Annotated in this window: 29 protein-coding genes; 17 read left to right on the top strand and 12 right to left on the bottom strand. The window is 41.7% G+C overall.

The annotated features are described in order from the left end of the window. Positions 1-24: 24 nt before the first annotated feature. The 6 genes from Q0037_RS08955 to Q0037_RS08930 form a co-directional block, all read right to left on the bottom strand. The gene (locus tag Q0037_RS08955) at positions 25-246 is read right to left on the bottom strand and encodes a DUF2795 domain-containing protein (protein WP_073362738.1); all 222 of its coding nucleotides are present in this window, start codon (positions 244-246) and stop codon (positions 25-27) included. Between the two features lie 145 nt (positions 247-391). Further along, complete coding sequence (locus Q0037_RS08950; RefSeq protein WP_297517307.1) at positions 392-961, bottom strand: cob(I)yrinic acid a,c-diamide adenosyltransferase; 570 nt, start codon at positions 959-961, stop codon at positions 392-394. Between the two features lie 99 nt (positions 962-1,060). Beyond that, positions 1,061-3,979 (bottom strand): pitrilysin family protein, encoded by a 2,919-nt coding sequence (locus tag Q0037_RS08945; protein ID WP_297517347.1) that lies wholly within the window; start codon positions 3,977-3,979, stop codon positions 1,061-1,063. A gap of 52 nt (positions 3,980-4,031) precedes the next feature. Further along, positions 4,032-4,721 carry an ABC transporter ATP-binding protein gene (locus tag Q0037_RS08940; protein WP_297517305.1) on the bottom strand — a complete coding sequence of 230 codons (690 nt, stop codon included), beginning with the start codon at positions 4,719-4,721 and terminating at the stop codon, positions 4,032-4,034. Between the two features lie 84 nt (positions 4,722-4,805). Next, entirely contained in the window at positions 4,806-5,591 is a 786-nt protein-coding gene (locus Q0037_RS08935; protein WP_297517303.1) for an O-methyltransferase, read from the bottom strand. 123 nt (positions 5,592-5,714) lie between these two features. Next, a complete protein-coding gene (locus tag Q0037_RS08930; protein WP_297517301.1) occupies positions 5,715-7,580 on the bottom strand; it encodes an ABC-F family ATP-binding cassette domain-containing protein in 1,866 nt (621 codons plus the stop codon). 112 nt (positions 7,581-7,692) lie between these two features. Here Q0037_RS08930 and Q0037_RS08925 point away from each other — a divergent pair, with 112 nt between their 5' ends. Together Q0037_RS08925 and Q0037_RS08920 are read left to right on the top strand one after the other, a co-directional pair. Further along, entirely contained in the window at positions 7,693-8,820 is a 1,128-nt protein-coding gene (locus Q0037_RS08925; RefSeq protein WP_297517299.1) for a glycosyltransferase family 2 protein, read from the top strand. An 84-nt stretch (positions 8,821-8,904) separates the two neighbouring features. After that, on the top strand, positions 8,905-10,224 hold the full coding sequence (locus Q0037_RS08920; RefSeq protein WP_297517297.1) for a dihydrolipoamide acetyltransferase family protein: 1,320 nt from the start codon (positions 8,905-8,907) through the stop codon (positions 10,222-10,224). A gap of 38 nt (positions 10,225-10,262) precedes the next feature. On the opposite strand, the gene Q0037_RS08915 is transcribed toward Q0037_RS08920, so the two are convergent. Together Q0037_RS08915 and Q0037_RS08910 are read right to left on the bottom strand one after the other, a co-directional pair. Beyond that, a complete protein-coding gene (locus Q0037_RS08915; RefSeq protein WP_297517295.1) occupies positions 10,263-10,673 on the bottom strand; it encodes a hypothetical protein in 411 nt (136 codons plus the stop codon). A gap of 9 nt (positions 10,674-10,682) precedes the next feature. After that, a complete protein-coding gene (locus Q0037_RS08910; protein ID WP_297517293.1) occupies positions 10,683-11,069 on the bottom strand; it encodes a hypothetical protein in 387 nt (128 codons plus the stop codon). A gap of 675 nt (positions 11,070-11,744) precedes the next feature. Between Q0037_RS08910 and Q0037_RS08905 the strand changes: the two genes are divergently transcribed. The 9 genes from Q0037_RS08905 to Q0037_RS08865 all read left to right on the top strand — a co-directional run bounded on the left by Q0037_RS08905 (position 11,745) and on the right by Q0037_RS08865 (position 16,778). Beyond that, positions 11,745-12,518: a 3'-5' exonuclease gene (locus Q0037_RS08905; RefSeq protein ID WP_297517291.1), complete on the top strand. Its 774-nt coding sequence runs from the start codon at positions 11,745-11,747 to the stop codon at positions 12,516-12,518. Positions 12,519-12,564: 46 nt separating this feature from the next. After that, positions 12,565-13,176, top strand: coding sequence for a fumarylacetoacetate hydrolase family protein (locus Q0037_RS08900; protein ID WP_297517289.1), 612 nt, complete (start codon positions 12,565-12,567; stop codon positions 13,174-13,176). Between the two features lie 24 nt (positions 13,177-13,200). Continuing rightward, positions 13,201-13,545, top strand: coding sequence for an Hpt domain-containing protein (locus tag Q0037_RS08895; RefSeq protein ID WP_297517287.1), 345 nt, complete (start codon positions 13,201-13,203; stop codon positions 13,543-13,545). An 18-nt stretch (positions 13,546-13,563) separates the two neighbouring features. Then, positions 13,564-14,814: a CinA family nicotinamide mononucleotide deamidase-related protein gene (locus Q0037_RS08890; protein WP_297517285.1), complete on the top strand. Its 1,251-nt coding sequence runs from the start codon at positions 13,564-13,566 to the stop codon at positions 14,812-14,814. 73 nt (positions 14,815-14,887) lie between these two features. After that, complete coding sequence (rpmB, locus tag Q0037_RS08885; RefSeq protein WP_073362759.1) at positions 14,888-15,121, top strand: 50S ribosomal protein L28; 234 nt, start codon at positions 14,888-14,890, stop codon at positions 15,119-15,121. 25 nt (positions 15,122-15,146) lie between these two features. After that, positions 15,147-15,329 carry a 50S ribosomal protein L33 gene (gene rpmG, locus Q0037_RS08880; protein WP_073362761.1) on the top strand — a complete coding sequence of 61 codons (183 nt, stop codon included), beginning with the start codon at positions 15,147-15,149 and terminating at the stop codon, positions 15,327-15,329. A 46-nt stretch (positions 15,330-15,375) separates the two neighbouring features. Beyond that, complete coding sequence (locus Q0037_RS08875; protein WP_073362763.1) at positions 15,376-15,528, top strand: DUF4295 domain-containing protein; 153 nt, start codon at positions 15,376-15,378, stop codon at positions 15,526-15,528. A 97-nt stretch (positions 15,529-15,625) separates the two neighbouring features. After that, positions 15,626-16,579: a signal recognition particle-docking protein FtsY gene (ftsY, locus tag Q0037_RS08870; protein WP_297517282.1), complete on the top strand. Its 954-nt coding sequence runs from the start codon at positions 15,626-15,628 to the stop codon at positions 16,577-16,579. A gap of 1 nt (position 16,580) precedes the next feature. Beyond that, on the top strand, positions 16,581-16,778 hold the full coding sequence (locus Q0037_RS08865) for a hypothetical protein (protein ID WP_297517281.1): 198 nt from the start codon (positions 16,581-16,583) through the stop codon (positions 16,776-16,778). Between the two features lie 9 nt (positions 16,779-16,787). Here Q0037_RS08865 and Q0037_RS08860 read toward each other — a convergent pair whose 3' ends face one another. After that, on the bottom strand, positions 16,788-17,870 hold the full coding sequence (locus Q0037_RS08860; protein ID WP_297517280.1) for a serine hydrolase: 1,083 nt from the start codon (positions 17,868-17,870) through the stop codon (positions 16,788-16,790). 102 nt (positions 17,871-17,972) lie between these two features. Between Q0037_RS08860 and Q0037_RS08855 the strand changes: the two genes are divergently transcribed. Further along, positions 17,973-18,392: a lipocalin family protein gene (locus Q0037_RS08855; RefSeq protein ID WP_297517279.1), complete on the top strand. Its 420-nt coding sequence runs from the start codon at positions 17,973-17,975 to the stop codon at positions 18,390-18,392. Positions 18,393-18,394: 2 nt separating this feature from the next. After that, positions 18,395-18,688, top strand: a complete 294-nt coding sequence (locus tag Q0037_RS08850; protein WP_297517278.1) for a DUF721 domain-containing protein — start codon at positions 18,395-18,397, stop codon at positions 18,686-18,688. Between the two features lie 191 nt (positions 18,689-18,879). On the opposite strand, the gene Q0037_RS08845 is transcribed toward Q0037_RS08850, so the two are convergent. The 3 genes from Q0037_RS08845 to bshC all read right to left on the bottom strand — a co-directional run bounded on the left by Q0037_RS08845 (position 18,880) and on the right by bshC (position 22,279). Further along, positions 18,880-19,299 (bottom strand): nucleoside-diphosphate kinase, encoded by a 420-nt coding sequence (locus Q0037_RS08845; protein ID WP_297517277.1) that lies wholly within the window; start codon positions 19,297-19,299, stop codon positions 18,880-18,882. 126 nt (positions 19,300-19,425) lie between these two features. Then, positions 19,426-20,583: a T9SS type A sorting domain-containing protein gene (locus Q0037_RS08840; RefSeq protein WP_297517276.1), complete on the bottom strand. Its 1,158-nt coding sequence runs from the start codon at positions 20,581-20,583 to the stop codon at positions 19,426-19,428. A gap of 100 nt (positions 20,584-20,683) precedes the next feature. Further along, positions 20,684-22,279, bottom strand: coding sequence for a bacillithiol biosynthesis cysteine-adding enzyme BshC (gene bshC / locus Q0037_RS08835; RefSeq protein ID WP_297517275.1), 1,596 nt, complete (start codon positions 22,277-22,279; stop codon positions 20,684-20,686). A gap of 97 nt (positions 22,280-22,376) precedes the next feature. Between bshC and Q0037_RS08830 the strand changes: the two genes are divergently transcribed. From Q0037_RS08830 to Q0037_RS08815, 4 genes are all read left to right on the top strand, one after another. Continuing rightward, positions 22,377-24,557, top strand: a complete 2,181-nt coding sequence (locus Q0037_RS08830; RefSeq protein WP_297517274.1) for a radical SAM protein — start codon at positions 22,377-22,379, stop codon at positions 24,555-24,557. Between the two features lie 118 nt (positions 24,558-24,675). Beyond that, on the top strand, positions 24,676-25,464 hold the full coding sequence (locus Q0037_RS08825; RefSeq protein ID WP_297517273.1) for a T9SS type A sorting domain-containing protein: 789 nt from the start codon (positions 24,676-24,678) through the stop codon (positions 25,462-25,464). Beyond that, positions 25,465-25,854 carry a hypothetical protein gene (locus Q0037_RS08820; protein WP_297517272.1) on the top strand — a complete coding sequence of 130 codons (390 nt, stop codon included), beginning with the start codon at positions 25,465-25,467 and terminating at the stop codon, positions 25,852-25,854. Between the two features lie 2 nt (positions 25,855-25,856). Continuing rightward, positions 25,857-26,714, top strand: coding sequence for a DUF5777 family beta-barrel protein (locus tag Q0037_RS08815; protein ID WP_297517271.1), 858 nt, complete (start codon positions 25,857-25,859; stop codon positions 26,712-26,714). The last annotated feature ends 2 nt before the right edge of the window (positions 26,715-26,716 follow it).

Raw genomic sequence — 26,716 nt, 5'->3', positions numbered from 1 at the left:
TTTCAGTTGTGATAGGTTTATTTTTTAGTATTCGTCCTCATTCCACAGATAATCTTCGTCTGTGGGATAATCTGGCCAAATTTCTTCCATCGACTCGTAGATTTCTCCCTCATCTTCAATGGATTGAAGGTTTTCAACCACTTCCAAAGGAGCTCCGGTTCTGATGGCAAAATCGATTAATTCATCTTTAGTAGCAGGCCACGGTGCATCACTTAAATACGATGCTAATTCTAATGTCCAATACATCTTCTTCCGATTTTAAATTACTGCAAAAATAAATTTTTAACTGAGAAAGTCAAGTAAAAATTGATTTATTTTAAGTTTAAAGTTAAGAACGTTTTTACTTTCGAGAAATCGCTCATTTTTTCTGCGAAAATGGCAACTCAAAAGTTTATTTCCTAGGAATCCAAGGGGTTTCCGTAGCGTTTAAGTCTTGGGTCAACTTCCGTGCCAAGACGAAAAGGAAGTCAGAAAGTCGGTTCAGGTAAGTAATGACTAGCGGTTCCGTGGGTTCGATGTCATTCAAATGTACCGCCAAACGCTCGGCTCTTCGGCATACACAGCGGGCAATATGACAATATGACACGGTAGGATGGCCTCCGGGCAAAACAAAGTGGGTCATCGGTGGCAGTTCGGCATCCATTTTATCCATTTCGGTTTCCAAATAGGCGACATCCATTTCGGTGATTCCAAGATTTTGCAGACGTTTTTCGCCATTTTTCAATACCGTTTTTTCGGGAGGTGTGGCCAAAATTGCGCCTACGGTAAACAAACGGTCTTGCACTTCAATCAAAATGGCTTGGTATAACGGATTGATGGCTTGGTCGCGCAACAAACCGATATAGCTATTGAGTTCATCTACGGTGCCATAGCTCTCGATGCGAATGTGGTGTTTGGGCACGCGATCGCCGCCAAAGAGGGAAGTGGTTCCGGCGTCACCGGTTTTAGTATATACTTTCATAAGGGATGCTCTTGGAGGTCAAAAATAGAAAAACCGTTTGGATAATAACGCAGAAAGCAGCCTTTTTAGACTGCTCTCTATAAATTATGTTGGGAACGATTAATACCCAAAAAGTTCTTCCAAGCTCAGTTTTTTGAATTGTCCAAGTTTGGAAAGGGTTTCGGGACTCAAGCGTTTTTCCGATCCTAGAATCACATACGTATAAGGTTTATGGGCTAAATGAGCATCGTGATAGGCTTTGATGTCCTTCATGGTGATTTGATCCACTTGGTTGTAGACTTGTTGGCGCAGGTCTTGGGATACGCCCAATTCTTTGGCATTCAAATAGGTGTATAAAATACCATCTTGGGTAATGCGCTCGGTTTGAATGTCTTTTTTGATTTGCGTTTTCGCCAATTCCAAATTGTCGCTCAATTCGGGCATCGTTGTTAGCAACGCATTCATGGCCACTACGGCTTCTTCAAATTTATCGGCTTGACTGCCCACGTAGGCCAACATTTGGTAGTGATCCTCCGCTTTTTGCGGTTCGACACAATAGCCATACGTGCTGTACGCAAGGGCTTTACTTTCACGAATCGTTTGGAATACGAGCGAACTCATACCGCCACCAAAGTAGTTGTTGAACGCAGCAATAATGGTTTTTTGGTTGGGATCAAAGCGTTCCAAATTGCGTATCCAACGGGTTTCCGCTTGCACCATATCGTAATCGGTAAACAAGACTTGGTTGCTGTTTTGTTCGGTTCGCACAAAGGTTTTCGCTGGTGAAGGCGTTAGGGTTGTTGCCGGCACAGGATGTAATTTTTTGAGTGATACGGTCAAAGCGGTCAATGGTTGTGGCCCGTAATATAAAATGGTTTGCGCGCATTGGGTTACATTCTTGATTTTGTCAATCAGTTGCTGTGCCGTAAGCGCTTCAAGCGTTGCATTGCTATAGGTATTGTTGAATTTGTTGTTGGCACCGTACGTGGCATAGCTTGTTAAGGCTTGTAGAATGGCGCCTTTATTGGCTTTTGTGTCTTTACGCGACTTGGCAATTCGGGCTTTCATCGCTTGCAATGCAGTTTCGTTGGGCTGCATGTTGGCCATCACCTCTTCATACAATTTGACTGCCGCTTCAAAATTTTCTTGTAAGCCTTCGATGGTAACGGTAGTGTAATTTTCACCCGTGGAAACGTTAAAACTACAGGCGATTTTATAAAACGCTTTGGTGATTTGTTCAGCGGTTTGGGTGTTGGTTCCTAGGAATTGAACGTATTGCGCAGCAAGTCCCAAGGTATTATCATTGAGTGTCCCGATGTTGTAACGGTAGCGTAAACGGAACAATGAATTGTCTTTGTTGGGGACATACAGCACTTCGGCATTGCCTAGTTTGGCTTTTTGAATGTCTTTGTCAAAATTCATGAATACGGGGGTCGCTGGCGTTGCTGGCATGTCGTTTACCATTTTTACAAATGCCGATTGCTTGTCGGGGTTGGTAGCGACGGGAGTGATTTGAGGTTTTTCAATTTTTACCGATTGGGGCGCATCGCCTTTACGTTTGAAAATGCAAACATAATTGTTGCCTAAGTATTTGTTGGCAAAAGCAATAAGGTCGGCTTTCTTGATTTTCGAAAGATTGTTTACATAGGCTACTTGATCCTTCCAATCCAATTCCGACGTGAAGGCATCCATTAAGGCACTCGCGCGGTCGCCATAACTTTCAGATTCATTGATTTTACCCTTCTTTATATTGTTGATGATGGAAACAATCAATTCTTCATCAAAATTTCCTTTTTTCAAGTTTTCAATTTCACCCAACACCAAGGCTTTCACTTCTTCAAGCGATTGGCCATTGGTAGGGGAAGCCGAGAAGTATAAAACGCCATGATCGATTAATGCATAGGTAAACGCATTGGCGCGCAACAATTTTTGCTTTTTTACCAAATTCAAGTCCAATAATCCCGCACGGCCATTGGTCAACACTTGGCCCACCAAATCGGCCAACAAAGCATCTTTATCTTTATTACCAGGCAAGCGGAAACCGATCGTCAAACTCTCGGCATCGGGACCAACGATTTCTTTTTGAATCGGGGCTACTATAGGATCTTCTGAAACGAAGGTGTATTTTTTTATCGGTTTCGATTGCATATAGCCAAACATGCGGTCGATGGTAGCAATTACTGTATCGGGATTAAAATCGCCCGAAAGGATAATTCCCATATTGTTGGGGACATAGTACGTGTTAAAGTACTTGCGAATTTCAACCAACGACGGATTTTTCAAGTGTTCTACGGTGCCAATGGTGGTTTGCAATCCGTAATTGTGTTTTTGAAATAATGCGGCGAACAAGGTTTCAAACACTTTGCGGCCATCGTTGTCGAGGGAACGGTTTTTTTCTTCATAAACGGCTTCCAATTCGGTATGGAAAATGCGCAAAATCGGATTGCGAAAACGTTCGGCTTGCACGGTGAGGTATTTGTCGATGGCACTGGCAGGCACATCGTCGGTATAAACGGTTTGTTCAAAGGAAGTGAATGCATTGGTTCCTTGAGCGCCCATGGCCGTCATCATTTTATCGTATTCATTGGCAATGGCATAGGTACTAGCAACGCCTGAAATCGAGTCGATTTTTCGGTAAATGATTTTGCGTTGGGCTTCGTCTTTCGTGGTATTGTATTGTTCGTATAGGGCATCAATTTTGTCCAGTTCCACTTTTTCTTTTGCCCAATCCAAACTGCCGTATTTGTCGGTTCCTTTAAACAGCATATGTTCTAGATAGTGCGCCAATCCAGTGTTGGTCGCTGGGTCGGTTTTGCTCCCGGCTTTCACCGCGACATACGCTTGAATGCGTGGGTCTTTGGGGGTTGGACTCAAAATCACCGTTAACCCATTTTTTAAGGTGTAAAACCGGGCTTTCATGGGGTCGTTGGTCACGTACTTGTAGCGGTAGCCAGCAGCTTCAGCTTCTTTCCATTGGTGATCGGTTTGTTGTGCTTGGGTTGTAAAAACCGAGGTGACAACAAAGAATAAAAACAACATTGATTTTTTCATGGATGTAAATTTGATGCGTAAAGGTATAAAAAAACCCAACTTATCGGTTGGGAGTATCACTTTCGATGATGCCGTCTCTTAAACGGATAATCCGGTGCGCATATTGTGCAATGTCTTCTTCATGGGTAACCAAAATGACGGTATTCCCAAGGGCATGAATATCATCAAACAATTTCATGATTTCTTCAGAGGTTTTACTATCCAAGTTTCCTGTGGGTTCATCGGCCAAAATAATGGAGGGTTTGTTGACTAAAGCACGTGCTACGGCTACCCTTTGGCGTTGTCCCCCCGAGAGTTGGTTGGGCTGGTGGTCCATACGATCGGCGAGTCCCACTTGCGTCAAAACTTCTTTGGCACGCGCATGGCGGTCGGTTTTATTGTACCCGGCGTAGACCATTGGCAACGCGACATTATCAAGCGCGGTGGTTCGCGGTAAAAGGTTGAATGTTTGAAAGACAAATCCGATTTCTTTATTGCGCACTTCGGCCAAATCGTCGTCGTGCATTTGCGAAACATCTTTCCCGTTAAGGATATAGGCGCCCGAAGTAGGAGTGTCCAAACAGCCCAAAATATTCATCAAGGTCGATTTTCCCGAACCCGACGGTCCCATCAAGGCGACATATTCTCCTTTATTTATTTGGAGGTCAATTCCTTTGAGCACATTGATGGTTTCACTTCCTAATTGGAAATCGCGTTTGATTTCGGTGATGTTGATGAGTGATTCAGCCATAATTGTATAATTCAGCAAGCGGCAAAAAAGCCTATGTCCTTATAAGTAAACTTCTTTGTGAAAATGTTACAGCAGCGAGTAAATTTAAACCCGTAGGGTAAAATGTTCTTTGGCCATGCGTTGTTCCTTTCGAAAAAAAACAATCCCCCATTGAAAAGTATCGATACTGACGGTAATTTCGGGATGGTTTTTGATGTTTTCCCAAGCTTCCTCCATGCCTTTTGACCAATGAATATCGTCAAAAATCCACACGGAATTGTTGGTGGCTGTGGGTAATAACTGTTCAAAGTACGCTAATGTTGCTGTTTTTGAATGATTGCCATCAAAATAGATGAGGTCAAAAGTGTTTGCTGTTCCTAGATTGGACAAGGCTCCCGAAAATTCGGTAGTGATAAATTCGATCGAACGGGTGGCAGGTTCCCATTTTTGGAGTTCCGATTGGGCGATGGTATGCGTGTTGGGGCATCCTTCGAGGGTGGTTATTCTTGCTTTCGGATTTCCCAAATGCAAGGCTGCGGTCGCTAATCCCAAGGAGGTCCCAATTTCTAAAATCGATTGGGGTTGACAATACTGCACTAGGCGGAAGAGTAGTTGTGCTCTTTTGGGTGAAATTCCTGCGTTTTGAGCAATGGCGTTAATCGCTCGGGTATTGGATTTAAAAACCCTTGAACCTGCTCCAAAATCAGTGACCTCAATGGTTTCCTTATTGTTTAAAAGTTGGTGTCGGTAGGCCGAAAGTTGTAGGTAAGCGGGGTATTTTTTTTTATCATAAAAACATTTTGTCACCAAATCAAACACAAAAGGCGAATGCACCCCATGTTCGTTTTTGGAGTGCCATACGAATTGTATATAGGCTAAAATTTGATGCATGTTGTTTCTTTTTTTCTAAATCACGACCCACCGAGACCACCTGCTAATCCCGACTCCTAAGGGCTGCCCACTGTATACTGTATACTGTCTACTGTCTACTGTTTACTGAACACTGCACACTGCTCACCCCTCCATCTTTGCCGAAAGTTCAAACCAGCGTTCTTCTTTTTCTTCCAACGTTTTAATGATTTTTTGCAATTCCAAAGCTTTGGTTTCAATAGCGTCGGGGGCTAATGTACCAGCGGTAAACTGCTGTTCAATTTGTTTTTTTTCGTATTCCAAATCTTTGATTTCGCGTTCTATTTTTTGGAATTCTTTTTGTTCGTTGAAGGAAAGTCCTTGTTTTACCTGCTTTTCTTTCCAGTTTTTGGAGGTGTTCCCCTCGGATTTTTCCTCTTTTTCAGGGGCTGCACTGTCTTCATAGGCACGGAAATCGGAGTAATTTCCGGGAAAATCTTCTATCACCCCTTGCCCACGAAACACAAACAAGTGGTCAACAATTTTATCCATAAAATAGCGGTCGTGTGAGACTACCAATAAACAGCCTGGATAATCTAACAAAAAGTTTTCCAACACATTCAACGTGACAATATCCAAATCGTTGGTGGGTTCGTCGAGAATCAAAAAGTTGGGATTTTGAATGAGTACGGTACACAAGTACAAGCGTTTTAATTCGCCACCACTGAGTTTTTCGACATAATCGTGTTGCTTTTTTCGGTCAAAAAGGAATCGTTCCAACAACCCGCCGGCAGAAATGGTTCGTCCTTTGGTCAGTGGAATATATTCGCCGTATTCTTTAATGATATCGATAACTTTTTGCTCGGGTTTGGGGTTGATACCGCTTTGGGTGTAATAGCCAATTTTTATGGTATCGCCAATGACTACTTTTCCGGCATCGGGGGCGAGGGTTTGTGTGAGAATGTTCAAAAACGTCGATTTTCCGGTGCCATTTTTACCAATAATACCGATGCGTTCGCCCCTGTTGAAGGTATAGTCAAAACCGTCGAGGATCACTTTATCTTGGAATTTTTTCGATACTTTATGCAGCTCGACCACTTTGCTCCCCATGCGTTCCATGTTGATTTCCAATTCCATAACGTGTTCTTTCCGGCGGGAGTGTGCTTTTTCCTTAATCACATAAAAGTCGTCGATACGCGATTTGGATTTGGTAGTTCGTGCTTTGGGTTGCCGGCGCATCCAATCCAATTCTTTGACAAAAAGGTTTTTGGCTTTTTCCACGGAGGCGTTTTCACTAGCAATGCGCTCCTCTTTTTTCTGTAGAAAATAAGAGTAGTTGCCTTTGTATTGGTAGAGTTTTCCGTTGTCGAGTTCGATGATTTCATTGCACACCCGCTCCAAGAAAAAGCGGTCGTGCGTTACCATAAACAGGGTCATGTTTTCTTTGGCAAAATAATTTTCCAGCCATTCAATCATCTCTAGATCGAGGTGGTTGGTGGGTTCGTCCAAAATCAATAAATCGGGACGGTTGATGAGAATAATCGCGAGGGCTAATCGCTTTTTTTGTCCCCCCGACAAACTCTTTACTTTCAGCTTTAAATCATCAAGTTTGAGTTTGAATAAAATCTGCTTGTATTGCGTTTCAAAGTCCCACGCATTATGCCGTTCCATGTTTTCGAACGCTTTTTGATAGGCTTCTTCGTCTTCAGGATTTTCAAGGGCTTTTTCGTATTGTTCGATTATCTTCAGCGTGTCATTATCGCTGGCAAATATGCTTTCTTCGATGGTGAGTTCGGGTTGCAATTGCGGTTCTTGGGCCAAAAATGCCATTTTGATATCCTTACGCATTACGATCTGACCCGCATCAGGGGTGTCTTCGCCGGTAATCATTTTGAGTAAGGACGTTTTTCCCGTGCCGTTTTTGGCTACAAAGGCAATTTTTTGGTCCTTGTTTATTCCAAACGATAGGTTTTCAAAAAGGGTGCGTTCTCCGTAGGATTTGGCGATATTTTCAACCGATAAATAATTCAAAATTGAGGGAATTTTAAGTTGTCATTTGAAGGAACAAAAGTAACGGATTCAGGGGCAATCACCAATTTTATTTCCGCATCAATAAATCAGGGGCAATCCCTATCTTTGTGGCATGCAACTCTCGGTCGTTATTTTAAATTACAACGTTAGGTATTTTTTGGAGCAGTGTTTATACAGTGTTCAAAAGGCTATTGTATCATTGGAGGCCGAAATCATCGTGGTTGATAATGCTTCTTCTGATGACAGTTGCGCGATGGTTCGGGAGCGTTTTCCGGATGTGAAATTAATTACAAACACCGAGAATTACGGTTTTCCAAAGGGAAATAATGTGGGCGTTGCTGCGGCAAAAGGGGAATATATCTGTATTTTAAATCCTGATACCGTCGTGGCAGAAGATACATTTCAAAACGTTTTAGTCTTTGCACAACAACAAAACGCGTTTGGAATTGTAGGTTGCAAACTCATCGATGGAACCGGTCATTTTTTATCCGAAAGCAAACGTGGTATTCCCACGCCATGGGTGGCATTTACCAAGATTTTTGGGTTATACAAAGTGTTTCCAAAATCAACCCGATTTACACAATATTATGCTGAGCATCTTACAGAAAATCAATCGGGAGCGGTCGATATTTTGGTTGGTGCTTTTATGGTTATGCAACGGGAGGTATATCTCGAATTGGGAGGCTTTGATGAAAACTGTTTTATGTATTCCGATGATATTGATTTGAGTTATTTGAGTTTGAAGTCGGGACGAAAAAATTACTATTATGCGGATACTTCGGTAATTCATTACAAAGGTGAGAGTACCGTTCGCGATGGGTTGTATATGAAGCGCTTTCGGGAGGCTATGCAGTTTTTTTACCAAAAACATTTTCGAAGGTCTTTATTTTTTGACGTCATAATGTATGGGGGAAGTTTTCTTTTTTCGTTGATCAAAAGTACCCAACAAAAGAAACGGACCTTTCTCTTTAAGGAGATTATTGTTTTTACCAAACACCATTTGCAACTCCAAACAATTTTCCCGGTCACTTATTTGAGTGCGTTGAGTGATTTTTCTGACCGGGATTACAAGGCCGTTCGAATCATTTTTGATACCCGTTCGTTCTCGTTTCAGGAGATTATAGCGTTCATGCAACAACACAAGGGTTCAGGTCGCAGCTTTCGCAACTATATGTCCCAATATGCGGGTTTGATTGGAAGTGATCACGCAAACGATGTAGGTGGGGTAGAATTTTTGTGAAATTTTATACAATGAACTGAAACGACACGTAAGAATTAGTATTTTTGCAATCCAAAATAGCATACACAACGATATACTACGAATATGGCAAAGTTTGAATTGAAATTACCTAAAATGGGGGAGAGTGTTGCAGAGGCAACCATTACCAATTGGTTAAAAAACGTGGGGGATACCATTGCTGCTGATGAAGCGGTTTTGGAAATTGCCACCGATAAAGTCGATAGTGAAGTGCCCAGTGAAGTTTCGGGTACGCTATCCGAAATTTTATTTCAAGTCAACGATGTCGTAAAAGTAGGACAAACCATTGCCATTATCGAAACCGAAGGCGGGGCTGTTGCTGAACCCGTTGCGCAAGCCGTAGCTGCTGCTCCTGTAGTTGAAGCTGTAGACGCTGCTGTGGAAGTGGCAAAAGAAATTGCGGCACCTGCGGATTTTTCGGGTTCGGATAAATTTTATTCCCCTTTGGTCAAAAACATTGCCAAGGAAGAAGGTATTTCCGTGGCTGAGTTGGATACGATTGCCGGTTCGGGTAAAGACGGCCGTGTCACCAAAGAAGATTTGTTACAGTACATTAAAAATAGAGGAAATCAACCAGCAGTTCCTGCAGCAACTACGGCTCCTGCATCGACTCCAGCACCAGTAGCCGCTCCTGTCGCTGCCCCTGCAACACAAGCGGTACCTGTTTCAGTAAACGGTGCTGACGAGATAGTGGAAATGGACCGTATGCGCAAGTTGATTTCAAAATATATGGTCGAGTCGGTGCAGACTTCGGCTCACGTCCAGTCGTTTATTGAGGTCGATGTAACCAATATTGTGAAATGGCGCGATAAGGTGAAAAACGAGTTTGAAAAGCGCGAAAGCGAGAAGCTCACCTTTACACCGATATTTATGGAAGCGGTGGCGAAAGCGTTGAAAGATTTCCCGATGATGAATATTTCTGTTGAGGGTGAATATATTATCAAGAAGAAAAATATCAATCTGGGAATGGCTGCGGCTTTACCCAATGGCAATTTGATTGTTCCCGTAATTAAAAATGCCGATCAGTTGAATTTGGTGGGCATGGCTAAAGCCGTAAATGATTTAGGAAACCGTGCTAAAGCAGGGAAATTAAAACCCGATGATACCCAAGGAGGAACCTATACGGTAACCAATGTGGGAACGTTTGGGTCGGTCTTTGGTACGCCGATTATCAACCAACCCCAAGTGGGTATTTTAGCCTTGGGAGCTATCCGCAAAGTGCCCGCCGTAATTGAAACGCCCGAGGGGGATTTTATTGGCATCCGTCAGAAAATGTTCTTGTCGCACAGTTATGATCATCGTGTAGTCGATGGCGCTTTGGGCGGAAGCTTTGTGAAGCGTGTCGCCGATTATTTGGAAGCGTGGGATAGTAATCGTACGATTTAAAATACATACAAAACCCGACCATTGTGTCGGGTTTTTTCTTAATTTTGAGGTTTGATGGTTATCACCATGGATTCCTCAAATCGGTATTCTCCTTTCTTATAAGTTTCTTTGTTCGAGAGTATTACCTCATAGGTGTAAATCCCTTTGGGGAGTTCCAACAAACACTCTTTTCCGTCGTTTTGGACAACAAGTTCTTTCTTGATTTCCTCACCATCTTCTCCTTTTCCAGTTATTCGGAACGTAATTTTTTCGGTTAATTTGTTTTTAATACATACCTGCTCAAGGGTCGCTTTGGACGTGTTGGAATCTCCTTTTGCGATTTTTAAAATCGTAAGTCCGTTTAACAACAATTCACCTCCTCGAATCACCGTTTGTAAATCAGCTTGGGCTTGGGCACCCGAAAAACAAATTATCCAGAAAAAAAGTCCCATTGTACGAAATTGAAACATCCTAAAGTCTTAACTCGTTATGGAAGCGATGAGCATTTTTCGTAATCGGCTAACGGTGGCTGCTACTTCAGCGCAGCCCACGGTAGCCGTGGCTGTAACGGTAACACTCGCCACACCTACAGACATGGTGACACTAACTTCAAGCGATACTTCGCATTTCCCTGCATTGCGTTGCGTTTCGGTGTTGACAAGGGCACCTTCTTTGAGAATAACTTCAAGCCCTTCATCAAACTCAGCTAGGGATTTAAATTGGTAGGCTACTTTTTCGGTATTCGTTTTACTTACCAAAGTAATGGATTGCACAATCGCTTTTTCAGTTAGCGTTTCATTGTTTTGTGCTTGAGAGGGAATTCCGAAGAATATTGTGGCGATAAGGCCAAAGATTAGATTTTTCATAATTTTGAATGGCTTAAAAATAAGGTCCAAAGACCGGTTTGATTCGTTAGTTCTGTCCTTTGAAGTATAACAAATCGACTAATTTCTTCAAAGATTCCTTTCCTAAAAGCAATGCGCGGAAACAGCATTACAGGGTCACAGTTGGGGGTTGGCCACGATTTAACCGTCTTTTAATTAGTATTAATAGTTCATTTATATGCTTTCATTTACCATTTAAAAATGTTTCCTCTGAATTTTTTAGTAATGACTATTCAAAACGTGATTATTTTATTTCATTACCATAAAAATCTAGTAAGAGAATGGAAATGTGAATGTGAAACAGTAACGTGTAATAATGCAATAGAAAATGAAAAAGAGTATACTCCATTGACAACAATCATAGAGAATGATGTTTAATTTTTCTATTCTTTTTTTTGGTTTGGCGTATACTTGACATCATTTAAACTGTGTTTTTTGTTGAGGTAAAACTATCTCTTTTTTTCAAAATACCTTTACACAAAAAGTGTACTATTTGTTAAAATTTACGATTCTTGCCGCTGTAAATCCTTGATAATAATTAGAATACAACATCCTTTTGCCCGCATAAAGCATCTGTGTGGAATGAGGTAAATTATGCTGTATAATCGATAAACGGTACATGCAATCCCGTATATTTGTCCGCTTGAATTGTAAAAAATGGAATTAAAATTAAACCGACCCCTTTGTTTTTTTTTTTTTTTTTTAACCGGAATTGATGTAGCGCGCGATCGTATTGTTGAAATTTCAATAGTAAAGGTATATCCCAACGGGAATCAAGAAAGTCGAACTTGGTTGGTGAATCCCACGATTCCTATTCCTCCTCAAGCTACGGCGGTGCATGGGATTTCCAATGAGAAAGTCGCTAACGAGCCTACATTTAAAGAATTAGCCCCTCAAATTCATGTGATGATAAAGGATTCAGATTTGGCCGGATACAATTCCGATCGTTTTGATATTCCGTTGTTGGCGGAGGAGTTGTTACGCGCTGAAGTTGATTTTGATATGAAAAATCGAGTAGCTGTGGATGTGCAGACCATTTTTCATAAAAAAGAGGAGCGAACCTTGAGTGCAGCGTATCGTTTTTATTGCAACCAAACCTTAGACAATGCCCACAGTGCGGAAGCCGATACCAAAGCAACTTATGAAATTCTCAAAGCGCAATTGGACCGCTATCCCGATTTACCCAACGATGTAAAAGCGCTTTCAGAGTATACCACACGAAAAAAAGCGGTTGATTTCGCAGGATTCATTGCGTTGGACGATAAAGGTCGGGAAATATTTACCTTTGGCAAACACAAAGGCGCTTTGGTAGAGGATGTTTTTGATAAAGAGCCAGGATACTTTGGTTGGATTCAAGGGGCCGATTTTCCTTTGTATACCAAAAAGGTACTTACGGGTATAAAATTACGGAAGTTAAACACCAAATTGTAATTAAAAATCAAGATCGGGTAGGGTAAATCCGCTTAAAACTGTTACCATGAAAATCATTTGTATCGGAAGAAATTATGTGCAGCATATCGTTGAGCTTCAGAATGAGCGTCCTGAAGCCCCAGTAGTATTTTTAAAACCTGATTCTTCGATTTTATTGAAGCAACATCCTTTTGTGATTCCGGAGTTTTCCGATGACGTACATCATGAAGTGGAGGTTTTGGTTAAAATCAATAAAGTCGGAAAATACATCGATGTAAAAATGGCACATCAATATTACGATGAGATTGGATTAGGTATTGATTTTACAGCCCGCGATCTTCAAGAACAACTCAAAAAAAAGGGATTGCCTTGGGAAAAAGCAAAGGCATTTGACGGTTCAGCGGTTATTGGTGAATTTTATCCGAAATCTGATTTTGAATCAGTTGAAAATATTAATTTTGAGTTACATTCCAACGGGAACGTCGTTCAAAAAGGGAATACGGAGCAGATGTTGTGGAAAATAGATGAGCAAATTGCCTATGTTTCTCAGTATTTTACGCTCAAAAAAGGCGACATCTTATTTACGGGTACTCCCGAAGGTGTCGCCAAAGTTCATCCCAATGATAAATTGGAAGGATTTATAGAAGGAAAAAAAGCATTTCGAATACACATTAAATAAAGGCAAATAATCGAATATCTACGAATGGCAATTAATTATAACCTCGCAAAAGTATATGCACTATCGGACAATGATCCGGAGTTTGTCATGCAAATCATTACCTTGTTTGTTACTGAAGTTCCACAAGACTTACAACAAATAGAGTTGGGTATCAAAACCAAAGACCACAAATTGGCCTATGCGTATGCCCATAAAATAAAACCCACACTCGATTTGTTGGGGATGACCATGGCCCATGAAGAAATTCTTCAAGTAGAGGCTTGGACCAAAGCAGAAGGAAAACGCAAAGAAATTGAAGCTACTTTTGAAAGTATTCAAATTCAAGTTGAAAAAGCGGTAAAAGAAATAAAAAAAGATTTCGAAATTTAATCGAACATTTAGTTACCCATGAAAGCTGCCATTGTTACCATTGGAGATGAAATCCTTATTGGGCAAATCGCTGATACCAATTCAACATATATCGCTAAGGCCTTGGATCGAATTGGGGTGCAAACAGTGGAAATGCGTTCGATAAGTGATCAACGGGAAGCTTTACTACAAACCTTTTCGGCCTATCAGAATCAAGTCGATTTTGTAGTGATGACAGGAGGTTTGGGTCCTACCAAAGATGACATCACCAAAAAAACCTTGGCTGACTATTTTGAAGACACATTGGTGCGCAACACCGATGTTGAACAGCATGTAGTTGCACTCATCGAGAAAGTACTGCAACGACCTGCTTCACAGTTGAACAAGGATCAGGCTTTAGTTCCTTCAAAGGCGCAAGTGCTTTTCAATGCTGTAGGTACGGCTCCGGGCATGTGGATTCAAAAAGAGCAAACGGTATTTATCTCGATGCCTGGCGTACCCTATGAGATGAAACATTTGATGGAACAACAAGTAATACCCAAGATTGCCGCCGAATACCAACGTCCTTATATTCTTCACAAAACCTTATTAACGTATGGCTTGGGCGAAAGTGTTATCGCAGAGCGCATTGAGGCCTGGGAAAATCAATTGCCTGAATCCATAAAACTAGCTTATTTACCCGCTCCAGGGCGCGTACGCTTGCGTCTTACCGCTCGAGGAACCGATTTAAAACAATTGGAAGAAGCGGTGGCTCTAGCAGTGGCAGCGGTTAGCCCACTGATTAGCGATATATTGGTTGGATTTGACGAAGAGGAAACGATAGAAGTGGTGGTAGGCCGATTGTTAAGTCAAAGGGGACAAACGTTGGCTACCGCCGAAAGTTGCACAGGAGGGAAAATAGCCCAGCTGCTTACGTCAGTTTCTGGGGCCTCTACGTATTTTAAAGGAAGTGTAGTGAGTTATGCGACCGAAATAAAAACAAAGCTCTTGGGTGTCGATCCTCAGCTGATTGCTGCCCATACTGTTGTAAGTGCCGAGGTGGCGCAAGCGATGGCTTTGGGAGTGCAAGCGCAAATGCAATCGGATTATGCTTTGGCAACAACCGGTAATGCCGGACCCCAAAAAGGTGAATCGGATGCCGAAGTGGGAACCGTTTTTATTGCGTTGGCTACCCCACAAGAGGTTGTCGTTGAGCGCTTTAATTTTGGTCAACCCCGTGAAAAAGTAGTGGACCGAGCCACCGTTAAAGCCTTGGAAATGCTGCAAAAAGAAATTTTAAAAAATCTCTAATTTTTTTTTTTTTTAATGTTTCTTTTTTGTTTCTTTGCACCCTGATTTTGAATAACGATAAAAGAAAAGCATAATGTCAAGAGTTTGTGACCTTACAGGTAAGAGAGCGATGGTTGGAAACAACGTTTCTCACGCGATGAACAAAACGAAACGAAAGTTTTCTGTGAACTTAGTTAAAAAACGTTTCTACCTTGCTGAAGAAGATAGATGGGTTACCTTACGTGTAGCTGCATCAACGATTAAAACAATCAACAAAAAAGGCATTGCAGCTGTATTGAAAGATGCAAAAGCAAAAGGCTTTATTTAATCGGTAATCCTTAATATTAAAGACAATGGCAAAGAAAGGTAATAGAATCCAAGTAATCTTAGAATGTACTGAGCACAAAGAATCAGGTATGCCTGGTACGTCTCGTTATATCACGAAGAAGAACAAAAAAAATACGCCCGATCGTATGGAATTGAAAAAATTCAATCCGATCTTAAAGCGAATGACTGTACATAAAGAAATTAAATAATACGAGATTTTTATTGTTTTAAAAATTTCAAATACCCTTTTGAATCATGGCAAAGAAAACCGTAGCAACGTTACAAACCGCTTCAAAGAGATTAACTAAAGCCATTAAAATGGTAAAATCTCCTAAAACAGGTGCTTACACTTTCGTAGAGGCGATCATGTCTCCTGAAGAAGTTGATGAGTATTTGAAAAAGAAATAGTCAGAAGTGAACCCGAATATATTAAAGCTACTTTCTCTTGAAAGTAGCTTTTTTATTTATATTTGTCAAACAAAATTCACCGTAGTTGTAGTTCCGTATGAGCTTTTTTAAACGCATATTTTCATCCGAGAAAAAAGAAACCTTAGACAAAGGTTTAGAAAAAACGAAAACAAGTTTTTTTTCTAAACTTACCAAAGCCGTTGCGGGAAAGTCTAAAGTCGATGATGAGGTATTGGATAATTTGGAAGAAATTCTTGTTTCCTCCGATGTTGGCGTCAATACAACCCTTAAAATTATCGAGCGTATTGAAGAACGTGTGGCCCAAGACAAATATCTTGGAACCGATGAATTGAATCAACTTTTACGCGAAGAAATCGCAGGCTTGCTTTCCGAAACACAATCGGGTGAAGAAACCGAGTTTGTCATACCCATAACCTCACGGCCCTATGTTATCATGGTCGTTGGTGTCAACGGGGTAGGAAAAACTACCACTATTGGAAAATTGGCTCATCAATTCAAAAAAGCCGGTCACCAAGTTGTACTCGGAGCTGCCGATACTTTTCGCGCTGCGGCTATCGATCAATTGCAAATCTGGGCCGATCGGGTTGGTGTCTCTATTGTAAAACAACAAATGGGTTCCGATCCAGCCTCCGTGGCATTTGATACGTTACAATCGGCTGTAGCTCAAAAAGCGGATGTGGTCATTATCGATACTGCGGGACGTTTGCACAATAAAGTAGGCTTAATGAACGAATTGTCCAAAGTGAAAAAAGTAATGCAAAAAGTTGTTCCCGATGCCCCACACGATGTACTTTTAGTATTGGATGGCTCCACAGGTCAGAACGCATTTGAACAAGCCAAACAGTTTACGGCTGCCACCGAAGTGAGTTGTTTAGCGGTCACCAAATTGGACGGTACCGCCAAAGGAGGCGTAGTCATTGGTATCTCCGATCAGTTTCAAATACCGGTAAAGTATATTGGAGTAGGCGAAGGGATCAATGATTTACAAGTGTTCAATAAATACGAATTTGTAGATAGTTTTTTCGCATAACATGAAGAAAGTCATTTATTGGTATCGTAATGTACCTTTCCTAATTCTGATTCTCTTGAGCTTCGGGATTGGACTGTTATCCAAACTCGTGGAAGGACATTTTACCGATATCGCCATGGGGATGCAACTCATCGCCTTCTTTTTCCTGATTTCAGGTTTGATTCGTTTTTTCGATCGCGTTCTTTTTAAAACCAAATAAAAAATGCGCCTAAAAAAGCGCATTTATTTTTGTCCATAACGTATCATCAAAATCCGATAAAGCCATATTCACCGCATCTGCAGCCTCTCCCATTCGTATGACCACCATCTTTTTACTTGGAACCACATATATTTTTTGATCGTTTTTCCCCAACGCACAATACATGTCAGTAGGGCCGTTGGGAATAATCGAACCGTTAAATACGAATTGGGTTTGCGGCAATCGATACGTTGATTTTCCATTTAACCACCACATATAGCCGTAAGCCTGATTTAAATTTTGGGACGTATTCACCGCTTCATTAAAAAACGCTTCATTGACGACTTGCACGCCATTCCATTTTCCTTTATTTAACGCCAAAAGACCAAACCGCGCCATATTTCGCGTAGTACTCCAATACACACTTAAATCATCACCACTGGCAATCCAAGCGCCACCGGTCATTCCGATACGGTCCCGAAGTTTGGTGTTAAAATACGTACTCCACGATTGGCCACTCACGGCAGCAACCACATCCTGTAATTTTATATAGACATTGTGATAGGCCCACCGCGTTCCCGCATCGGCGACGTACAATAAATTGGACGGATTCACACTATCACCCATGCTGTCATCCAAGCCCGAATTCATCGATAACAAATTTTTGCATGTAATCAAATTCTCTTTGGCCAATGGAGCACTCGTCCAGCCTGTCCCCAAATAATCAGATACTTTATTATTAATGTTGAGCAAACCCTCTTGTTGTGCAATCCCTGTAACAGCTGCCGTCAGCGTTTTCCCTGCACTTGCCCAATACCATGGCGTGGTAGCGCTGTGACCGTTCAAATAGTACTCCATGACAATGCGACCGTTAACCAAAATAATAAACGATTTGGTGTTTTTCAAAGTCAAATAATCGACCAATGGTTGCACCGCCGCTTGATTCCAACCCAAACCGGCCACCGATTGCGTTTCCCACGTATTACTTCCGTCACTGGGCGGAAAATACATGGTTTCCTCGGGAGGCGTTTGACTGGTACTGTCCGAATCCGAACACGAAACGGTCAATAACAAACTGCTGAAAAGCAACGAAACGCAGGCTATTTTTTTCATGGTTAAAGATTTTTAAGGTTAGAGTCTTTTTGGCGAAAAAGGTTTAATCAAAGGTATTAGAATATTGCATAAAATCGATACCTTTAGGTTTTTAGAATGATTATGAAAAAAAGCTTAATTTTAGGGGTAATTGGCGTGTTTTTGTCCGCATGTTCCTCTCCCATTCCCGAAAAAGATTTAGTTAAATTAAATGGCTATTGGGAAATTACCAAAGCCGAACATCCAGAAGGAGAACCGATTGACTATAAAGCGAGCACCACAGTCGATTATATTCAAATCAAAGGTAAATCGGGTTTTCGTCAAAAAGTGATGCCGCAACTCGACGGAACATTTCGCACCAATACGTTGCAAGAAAAAATTACACTAAAGGACTCCAATGCTACCTTGTACCTGCATTATCAAACCGATTATGGGCGTTGGAAAGAGGCTCTAGTCAAACTTACTGACTCGGTGCTTGTGCTTAAAAACGGCGATAATATCGAATACCGATACAAGAAATTCAAACCCTTCTCTCGAAAGTAACAATGAAACGTCAAAGTAATGAAAATTCACTTGCCGAAGTGTTAAAAGCCTTCGTACAGACGCATAAACTGGAGGCGGGACTCGATCGCGTCGATGCCGAGCAGGTGTGGCGCAGCCTTTTGGGCAACGGAGTGAATAGCTACACCCGCGAGGTCGTTCTTAAAGGTAGTACGCTCTATGTTACACTTTCCTCCGCCGTATTACGCGAAGAACTAAGCCACGGCAAACAGAAAATTATATCCATGCTCAACGAAGCCTTAGGTAAAGAATGTATTAAAGAATTGGTGTTGCGTTAATGGTTAAGAAGCATCAACCTCACCTTCATAACAACTTCCTTCCTGCAATCCGCTTTATCTCCCGAAGGGTCGGGAGGATGACGTGCTACCTGTCTGCCGATAGGTAGTTCAGGGCTAGAACGAACCTAGGTATTTCAATACAAAAAAAGCCGATGAAAAATCATCGGCTTTGTCTTGTAATCTGTTTTGAATTAAAACTGCTCTCTTCCTGCAAAGTGGAAAGCCCCTTCAATTGCTGCATTCTCATCCGAGTCCGAACCGTGAACGGCGTTCTCCCCGATAGAGGTTGCATATTTTTTACGGATGGTTCCTTCCGCAGCCTCCGCTGGATTGGTCGCTCCAATCAAGGTACGGAAATCTTCAACCGCATTGTCTTTTTCTAAAATTGCTGCCACAATCGGACCGCGTGTCATGAATTCTACCAATTCCCCAAAGAACGGACGCTCTTTGTGAATGGCATAGAATTGTTGCGCATCGGCTACCGTCAATTGCGTTAACTTCATCGCTACGATTCTGAATCCACCTTCAGTAATCATATTTAAAATCCCACCGATGTGGCCTTTTTCAACCGCATCCGGCTTAATCATGGTAAATGTTCTTGTACCTGCCATTGTGTAAGTATTAATTTTCGGGTGCAAAAGTAGTGTTTTGATTCAGAAATCGGAAATCATTTCACCATAAAATAAAAAATCCCCAACAGTTGCCCGTTGGAGATTTTTTCTAACGTAACTCAATATTTAATTTTTGATCGATTTCAATGTTTGTGTTCCTTGTGCGCTTACCATTTTAAGTAAATACATTCCCGTAACCAAATGAGAGGCTTCTATCGAAAAAGAAGTAGCATTCGGACGGTATATACCAACTTGTTTACCGCTTAAATCCATTACTTCTACCATTTCCACTACGGTATTGCCTTCTACATTCCAGGCCGTTGAAGTAGGATTGGAGGTCAATTGGAAACTTGGCGTAACAAAAGTCGGTTGACTCAACAAGTCCGTAAAACTGTAGGCACCTGTCAACGGTTCAAACTGCACCAAATAGGTGCTCGCTGTGGCAATATTGATATCGTTTCCATTATTTGTAGCTGTTCCAGAAGGGAAATCATTGCCACCCCAATTCACATCCCAAGTATTGTTTTTACGGAATTTTACAGCGCCAGTCGTTAAAGCCACTTGCAACGAATAATTAAATCCATCTGTGGTATTCATATCGACATCTGTAGTCCAACCGTTTAAGGCAGAGCCCAATAGCCCAACTAAAGGGAATTCAAAGTTGTATTGCCCAGTCGTACGGTTAAACGTAACATACCACTCTCTTCCAATTACTGGAATAGTTGGTCCCGAGGCTACAGCCAATCCTGAAGGAAATGCAGTGCTGCCGAAGGTTAGGTTGTTGTTGCCATTCAAACGGAAATAGGCATTACCCGAAGTAAATACAAAGTTTGATAAAGTATAGTTCACTTCATTAGTCGTAGCCATGGCCACACCAGGACCTCCAAAGCCCAATTGCGCATTAACAGCTGGACCCCACAACTCTACCAATGGAGCTGTTGTGTTGCCTACAAAAGAGTACGCACCTGTTAATCGGTTAAAGGTAACATTGTACGTTCCAGCTAATGTTGGAATGTCTTGCCCGTTTGGAGCACCATTTCCATTCGGAAACGTCGAACCGCCCCAGTTATTGGCCCAACCAAAATCTTGACGAAATTTAACTGCTCCTGTGGTAACCACCAAATTATTGATCGTGTAAATAATATTGTCGGTACTGGCCAAGGTAATTTCTGGGCCATTGGTTGGAGGCCATCCATTGACTCCAGTTCCCACAATAGAAATGGTTTGTGCTGAAGCACTTAAAGCAGCAACAAGCAACGTTGTAAAAAGTAGTTTTAGTTTCATCTAGATTTTGTTAAATATTTTAACAAATTTAAAGCAAAATGCTGATTTACAAAATCTAAAAGTTGGGATTTACCCACGATAACGTTGTAGTGTTTATAAATTAATCCCAAACCATCACACTAAAGTAGGGGTAAAGCGGATCCAGTTCTGTATATAAACGGGACGCCCACTCGGGACCATAAGCGAGATAAAAAGTACTAAAATTAGCCGTGCGTTCTTGCAATCCTCGACTGGGGAATAATTCCCATTGTAGCGCCTCAACCGAATTGAGGTGGGTTTCATGCTTCTTTTTTTCTGCTCGAAGTAATCTTTTTTCAAGATGTTCCAATCCTTTGAGCTGCTTATGGGTTTGAGCTTTTACAGCGCCCAAAAAAGAGGGGTCAGTTTGTACAGCCAGTTTCTCTAATGCGGCAAACTGTTCCTGCAACAAGTTCTTTTGTGCCGTAAAGTCGTAATAGACGGTTTGAATTTTTTGAACCACACGGGTGCGAAGATCCGAAGTGCTGAGAAACAAATCGGTAAAGGTAACGCCCAGTTTGCCTGCCTTTTTGGCTTGCTTCGCCGTGGCATGAAGTACGGAATTACGTAAAATCAATATAGGGAAGGGAACCTCAAATTGGTGAAATTGCTTTTTTAATTGCAACCAGTACGCAATTTCTCCACCTCCACCAATATAGGCCAAATTGGGCAATACGATTTCTTGATAAAGTGGTCGTAGCAACACATTCGGACTCAAACATTCGGGTTTTTCTTGGCAAAGGCGTTTGAAATCTTCAAGTGAATACCGTATGCCACTATCGTGACGAACAATCCAATCGCCTTCTCGTGTGAGTCGCTCCCGAACTCCTGACTCCAAATAAAATAAATTGAGTTCTCTAGGATTCACTTGTGCTTTGTAAGGTGTCATAAGTTCGAGTGTTTCCTGAGTGGCTTGATACGTGATTTGCTCTTGAATTTCCCGCAAAGCGTAGGGTAGAAAGGCTGTTTTTCCCCAGGTTTGATCCCCATCAAAAATGAGCAATCCTTCCTGATCAAAGAGTTGGTGCACCAAGTAGCGGGTAGCTTCTGCCAAGGTGCGACCCTCAGCATACGATTCATGAAATAAAGCTTTCAAAAATTGCCCTCGTTCGCCATCGGGAAAGGAGGCATTTATTCTATTTCGAACCTCTTCAAAAGAGGCATCAAGTACAAAACGACCCACAGCACCTTGTTGCGAAGTCTGCCACGTTATCTTCACTTCTCCCAATCGGAAAGATTGAATTTCCTCAAAATCATGGTCTTCCGTAGCCATCCAATAGACAGGGACAAACCGATAGTGGGGATAGGTTTTTTGTAAGCTTTTACAAAGATTGATGACAGAAATAATTTTATACCAAAAAAACACAGGACCCGTAAACAAATTTAATTGGTGTCCGGTCGTAATCGTAAATGTAGTGGGTTCATGCAGGGCATTCAAGTGCGCTTCAGAAGCTTCCGAAAGCCTAAATCCCTCGTATTGCCGACGCCACTCGGTGACTAAACCTTCACGTAGGGCTGTGCTGAAATGCGCTCCTTTTTCTTGGCATTGCGCTTCAAAATGAGGAAGGCTTGGATAGCGATGGTATAACGGTTGTACCGATGCCTTTTGATCCAAATAATCCCGAATAAGTTCGGAAAATTGGGGCAATTCACGGTATTCGATACAATCGGTGGGCATGAGATAATTTTTGTCAAATGTAAAGAATTTTAAAAATAGCCTTCTTTTCAAATTCCTAATTGTGCGTTAAATTCTATTTTTGTACAAAATCATAACCGTGGCTGCACTGCTTCTTATCACGCCCCCATTTACACAACTCAATACGCCGTATCCTGCGACGGCGTACTTGAAAGGGTTTTTAAATACCCGTTCGATTTCGGCGTATCAAATGGATTTGGGACTCGAAGTGGTGTTGGATTTGTTTTCCCCCAAGGGATTAGAAGCCATTTTTGAAGCGTCAAAGGTTCAAGAAACAATGTCCGAAAATGCGCAACGGATTTTCCAGATGCGCTCGGTGTATATGCAAACTATTGCCGCTGTAGTTGGTTTTTTGCAAGGTAAGCAACCTAGTTTGGCGCGACAGATTTGCTCAGGAAATTTTTTGCCTGAGGCCTCCCGTTTTTCGCAGTTGGATGATTTAGAATGGGCGTTTGGCGCTATGGGATTACAAGATAAGGCCAAACATTTGGCTACCCTGTATTTGGAGGACTTGTCCGATTTTATAGTAGAATGTGTCGATCCCAATTTTGGCTTTTCACGCTATGCAGAACGTTTGGGTAGAAGTGCCAACAGTTTTGATTTACTCTACCAAGCGCTGCAACAAGCACCAACTTTTGTCGATCAATTTACGTTACAACGCTTAGCTGCGACCATGCACCGAGAGCAACCTGCACTGGTCTGTTTTTCGGTGCCATTTCCAGGCAATTTATACAGTGCTTTTCGCTGTGCACAGTGGATAAAGTCCAATTATCCAGACACTAAAATTGCTATGGGCGGTGGCTTTCCCAACACGGAGTTACGTCAACTGACCGATTCCCGTGTTTTTGATTTTTTTGATTACATCACCCTCGACGATGGAGAGCGCCCTATCGAACTTTTACATGCTAATCTTCAGCTTCCTGAGGCGGAACAGGTATGGAAACGAACCTACCTTCGAGTAGCAAGTGAAGTGATGTACAAAAACGATGCTGCCGTTGGTGATTACAAGCAAACGGAAGTGGGTACTCCTGACTATTCCGATCTATTGTTGACGGAGTATCTTTCGGTGATTGAAATTGCCAATCCTATGCATAGTTTGTGGAGTGATGGACGATGGAATAAACTAACCATGGCGCACGGTTGCTATTGGGGCAAATGTACTTTTTGCGATATTTCACTCGATTATATCAAAGTCTATGAACCCATTCATGCCCGAATGTTGGTCGATCGTATGGAAACGTTAATTGCACAAACGGGCGAATCGGGGTTTCATTTTGTAGACGAAGCAGCTCCTCCTGCGTTGATGCGCGAAGTGGCCCTTGAGATTTTACGCCGCAATTTGGTGGTGACCTGGTGGACCAATATACGGTTTGAAAAGAGTTTTACCCGCGACCTCTGTTTGTTGCTAAAAGCTTCGGGGTGTATTGCGGTATCGGGGGGACTCGAAGTCGCTTCCGATCGGTTGTTGGCGCTTATTCAAAAAGGAGTTACAGTAGCGCAAGTAGCACGAGTGACCCGAAATTTTACCGAAAGCGGTATCATGGTTCATGCGTATTTAATGTATGGGTATCCTACTCAAACGGTTCAGGAAACCATCGATAGTCTAGAAATGGTTCGGCAATTGTTTTCTTTAGGGATTGTACAATCGGGTTTTTGGCATCAATTTGCACTCACGGCTCATAGTCCCATTGGATTAGACCCCGAGGCTTATGGTATCGTTCCTCAAAAGCAACCCATTTCGTTTGCCCACAATGATATCGAGTTTACTGATCAAAAGGGTATCAATAACGACCGTTTTAGCTTTGGATTGCGAAAATCGTTGTTCAATTATATGCACGGACTTTGTTTGGATGATCCGTTGCAAAATTGGTTTGATTTTAAAATTCCGCATCCCAAAGTTGCGCCCAATTATATGATGTCTGCCCTTGATGACGAGCGAATTCTCTTACCTAAATCATCGGCTAAAATTATTTGGGGGGGACTTCAACCGGAATGTTCATTTTTTCAAAAACAAAAAAAAGGAAAAACATGGCCCATGCTTCACATACGAGTGCATGCGCTCCATGGAGAGATTGAAACGGTATTGCCCGAAGCAGAAGGGCGATGGCTTATGGAGCAAATAACACGACTAACGCCAAGCCATTCGCTACAAACATGGGGAGCTTTGCAAGAGTCTTTTGAAAAGGAATTTGAAGATTTTGCGATGTTTTGGACCTCAAAAGCTGTTTTACCCTTACGGGAAATGTTATGGGTTTTGTAGTATTTTTTCAATTTTTGGAGTAGGGGAAAAACCTTTTTCATTGTTTTACGAAAATAGAATTTAAAGGGCATTTGTTTTGTTCGGACATTTTTATTTATATTTAAACAAAAAAAACACTATGAAAAAAATTACTCTTTTATTGTTGTGTATAGGTGCTTTTCAAGCCTTTGGGCAACAAAAAGCAACAGGGGTTGTTAACCTTTCAACCAACGTACGTGCCAATTTTTTATTGGATAGCAGCACATCAACAGTAACCTTGACTATGATCGGGCCCAATGACCGCTGGTTTGGATTACAATTTGGATCATTTACGGGAATACAAGGAATGGCCGTGGGGCAAGATTTGGTGTACTGGAACAATACTTCAAATGTAGTTGACGCGCGTTTCAATGGCGAAGGTTTCTCTCCGATAACCGATACTACTAATAATTGGACCTTGGTTTCAAATACCAATAATACACCTATTGCAGGTTTACGCACCATTATATGTACACGTGCCTTGAGCACAGGGGATAGCAGTGATTATACTTTTAATTTTGACGATACTACCCTAGATATTGCTTGGGCAAGAAGTAATACGGCCAATTATACAATGAATAATCATGGTGGAGCCAATCGCGGGTATGCTATCGACACTCCTTTTACCAATTTAAGTACGCAAGAAATAGCTCCAGTGACCGTTAGTGTTTATCCCAATCCTTCACGCGGATCGGTATCAGTTAGTGCTACTTGGGGTATTGAAACGGTAAGTGTTTATACACTTTCAGGGCAGTTAATTCGTACGCTTTCTTTTTCCAATACTGAAAATGCTAAAGAAATTCAAGTAGAGGGTTTAGCTGTAGGTTCCTATCTTTTGGAAATCCAAGGAGAAGGACAAAAAGCTTGGAAAAAGATTATCGTCGATTAAATGAAAAAATCCTTTAAAATAGGACTAATAGGCTTACTTCTTGTAGCTTTCGCTGGTTACTTTGGGTATCGTTATGTCTATCATTCAGAACGACGTGATGTTCAAAAAGAGGCTGCTGCGTTTACACTCAAAGCCCTAGATTTACATCAAGCTTTTGTGGCTAACACTGAAAAAGCGAATGCCACCTATTTGGAAAAAGCCACTGAAGTTTCGGGAATAGTAACCGCTTTGGAAGGCACTCAACTTATACTCGATGAAAAGGTAGTGTGCATCAGTCAAGTTCCCTTTTCTATTAAAGTGGGGGCTACAGTTACTGTAAAAGGGCGTGTCATCGGATACGATGATTTTCTCGATGAAATAAAAATGGATCAATGTACTTTAATTCCTTAACTATGAAAAAAATAGTAGCCTTGGCGTGGATTGCAATGGGTTGTTACACAACAAACGTGCATGCGCAAGACGATTTGTTAAACGAACTCAATCAAGATCAAAATAAAAAAGAAACGGTCAGCGCAGCATTCAAAGGACAACAAATTTGCACCATGCAGTCGACCAAAATGGCGGCAAAAGGGGAATGGTATTTCTTGGTCGCCCACCGGTTTGGAGATTTGACCAATGGTTTCGATAACTTTTTTGGATTGGACAATGCACTCACAAAACTAGGCGGATTATATGGCGCAACCGAATGGCTTACTTTGGGCTTTTCACGGCATACTTTAGCAAAAACCTATGAATTGTCGGGTAAATACCGACTCATGGCACAAGAGGTTGATGGTTTTCCTGTTACCATTGTAGGATACCATACCATGGATATTAATTCCCAATTGGAAAAAGAAGAATATCCCGAATTATCCGGTACTGACCGCTTTGCCTTTTCCAATCAGTTATTGATCTCGCGTAAGTTTTCGGAGAACTTTTCTTTACAGCTTACCCCAATGTACATTCATAAAAACTTATACGACCCCGTTCTGGAAGAAAAAAGTCAGTTTTTAGTGGCTTTGGGCGGACGTTATAAGTTTTCAAAACGCTGTAGTTTCAACTGGGAATATGCCCAGCGTTTCAATACCGTTTCCAATGACCCGTATCAAAATCCGCTTACCGTAGGCGTTGATATCGAAACGGGTGGACACGTATTTCAGTTGGTACTTTCCAACAGTCAAGCGATGAATGACGTTAGCTATTTTACCACAGCGACTGGGGATTTTAACCGAGGAATTTTCTTCGGATTCAACTTATACCGTGTATTTTAATT

The sequence above is a fragment of the Flavobacterium sp. genome (assembly GCF_027482425.1).
Lineage (GTDB): Bacteria > Bacteroidota > Bacteroidia > Flavobacteriales > Flavobacteriaceae > Flavobacterium.
The sequence above is the reverse complement of the archived record's forward strand: the minus strand, read 5'-3'. Positions and strand labels throughout refer to the sequence as shown.

Coding starts and splice junctions, on each gene's coding strand:
- Q0037_RS08955 (WP_073362738.1), bottom strand. CDS start 246: ATGTATTGGACATTAGAATTAGCATCGTATTTAAGTGATGCACCGTGG.
- Q0037_RS08950 (WP_297517307.1), bottom strand. CDS start 961: ATGAAAGTATATACTAAAACCGGTGACGCCGGAACCACTTCCCTCTTT.
- Q0037_RS08945 (WP_297517347.1), bottom strand. CDS start 3,979: ATGTTGTTTTTATTCTTTGTTGTCACCTCGGTTTTTACAACCCAAGCA.
- Q0037_RS08940 (WP_297517305.1), bottom strand. CDS start 4,721: ATGGCTGAATCACTCATCAACATCACCGAAATCAAACGCGATTTCCAA.
- Q0037_RS08935 (WP_297517303.1), bottom strand. CDS start 5,591: ATGCATCAAATTTTAGCCTATATACAATTCGTATGGCACTCCAAAAAC.
- Q0037_RS08925 (WP_297517299.1), top strand. CDS start 7,693: ATGCAACTCTCGGTCGTTATTTTAAATTACAACGTTAGGTATTTTTTG.
- Q0037_RS08920 (WP_297517297.1), top strand. CDS start 8,905: ATGGCAAAGTTTGAATTGAAATTACCTAAAATGGGGGAGAGTGTTGCA.
- Q0037_RS08915 (WP_297517295.1), bottom strand. CDS start 10,673: ATGTTTCAATTTCGTACAATGGGACTTTTTTTCTGGATAATTTGTTTT.
- Q0037_RS08910 (WP_297517293.1), bottom strand. CDS start 11,069: ATGAAAAATCTAATCTTTGGCCTTATCGCCACAATATTCTTCGGAATT.
- Q0037_RS08905 (WP_297517291.1), top strand. CDS start 11,745: ATGGAATTAAAATTAAACCGACCCCTTTGTTTTTTTTTTTTTTTTTTA.
- Q0037_RS08900 (WP_297517289.1), top strand. CDS start 12,565: ATGAAAATCATTTGTATCGGAAGAAATTATGTGCAGCATATCGTTGAG.
- Q0037_RS08895 (WP_297517287.1), top strand. CDS start 13,201: ATGGCAATTAATTATAACCTCGCAAAAGTATATGCACTATCGGACAAT.
- Q0037_RS08890 (WP_297517285.1), top strand. CDS start 13,564: ATGAAAGCTGCCATTGTTACCATTGGAGATGAAATCCTTATTGGGCAA.
- rpmB (WP_073362759.1), top strand. CDS start 14,888: ATGTCAAGAGTTTGTGACCTTACAGGTAAGAGAGCGATGGTTGGAAAC.
- rpmG (WP_073362761.1), top strand. CDS start 15,147: ATGGCAAAGAAAGGTAATAGAATCCAAGTAATCTTAGAATGTACTGAG.
- Q0037_RS08875 (WP_073362763.1), top strand. CDS start 15,376: ATGGCAAAGAAAACCGTAGCAACGTTACAAACCGCTTCAAAGAGATTA.
- ftsY (WP_297517282.1), top strand. CDS start 15,626: ATGAGCTTTTTTAAACGCATATTTTCATCCGAGAAAAAAGAAACCTTA.
- Q0037_RS08865 (WP_297517281.1), top strand. CDS start 16,581: ATGAAGAAAGTCATTTATTGGTATCGTAATGTACCTTTCCTAATTCTG.
- Q0037_RS08860 (WP_297517280.1), bottom strand. CDS start 17,870: ATGAAAAAAATAGCCTGCGTTTCGTTGCTTTTCAGCAGTTTGTTATTG.
- Q0037_RS08855 (WP_297517279.1), top strand. CDS start 17,973: ATGAAAAAAAGCTTAATTTTAGGGGTAATTGGCGTGTTTTTGTCCGCA.
- Q0037_RS08850 (WP_297517278.1), top strand. CDS start 18,395: ATGAAACGTCAAAGTAATGAAAATTCACTTGCCGAAGTGTTAAAAGCC.
- Q0037_RS08845 (WP_297517277.1), bottom strand. CDS start 19,299: ATGGCAGGTACAAGAACATTTACCATGATTAAGCCGGATGCGGTTGAA.
- Q0037_RS08840 (WP_297517276.1), bottom strand. CDS start 20,583: ATGAAACTAAAACTACTTTTTACAACGTTGCTTGTTGCTGCTTTAAGT.
- bshC (WP_297517275.1), bottom strand. CDS start 22,279: ATGCCCACCGATTGTATCGAATACCGTGAATTGCCCCAATTTTCCGAA.
- Q0037_RS08825 (WP_297517273.1), top strand. CDS start 24,676: ATGAAAAAAATTACTCTTTTATTGTTGTGTATAGGTGCTTTTCAAGCC.
- Q0037_RS08820 (WP_297517272.1), top strand. CDS start 25,465: ATGAAAAAATCCTTTAAAATAGGACTAATAGGCTTACTTCTTGTAGCT.
- Q0037_RS08815 (WP_297517271.1), top strand. CDS start 25,857: ATGAAAAAAATAGTAGCCTTGGCGTGGATTGCAATGGGTTGTTACACA.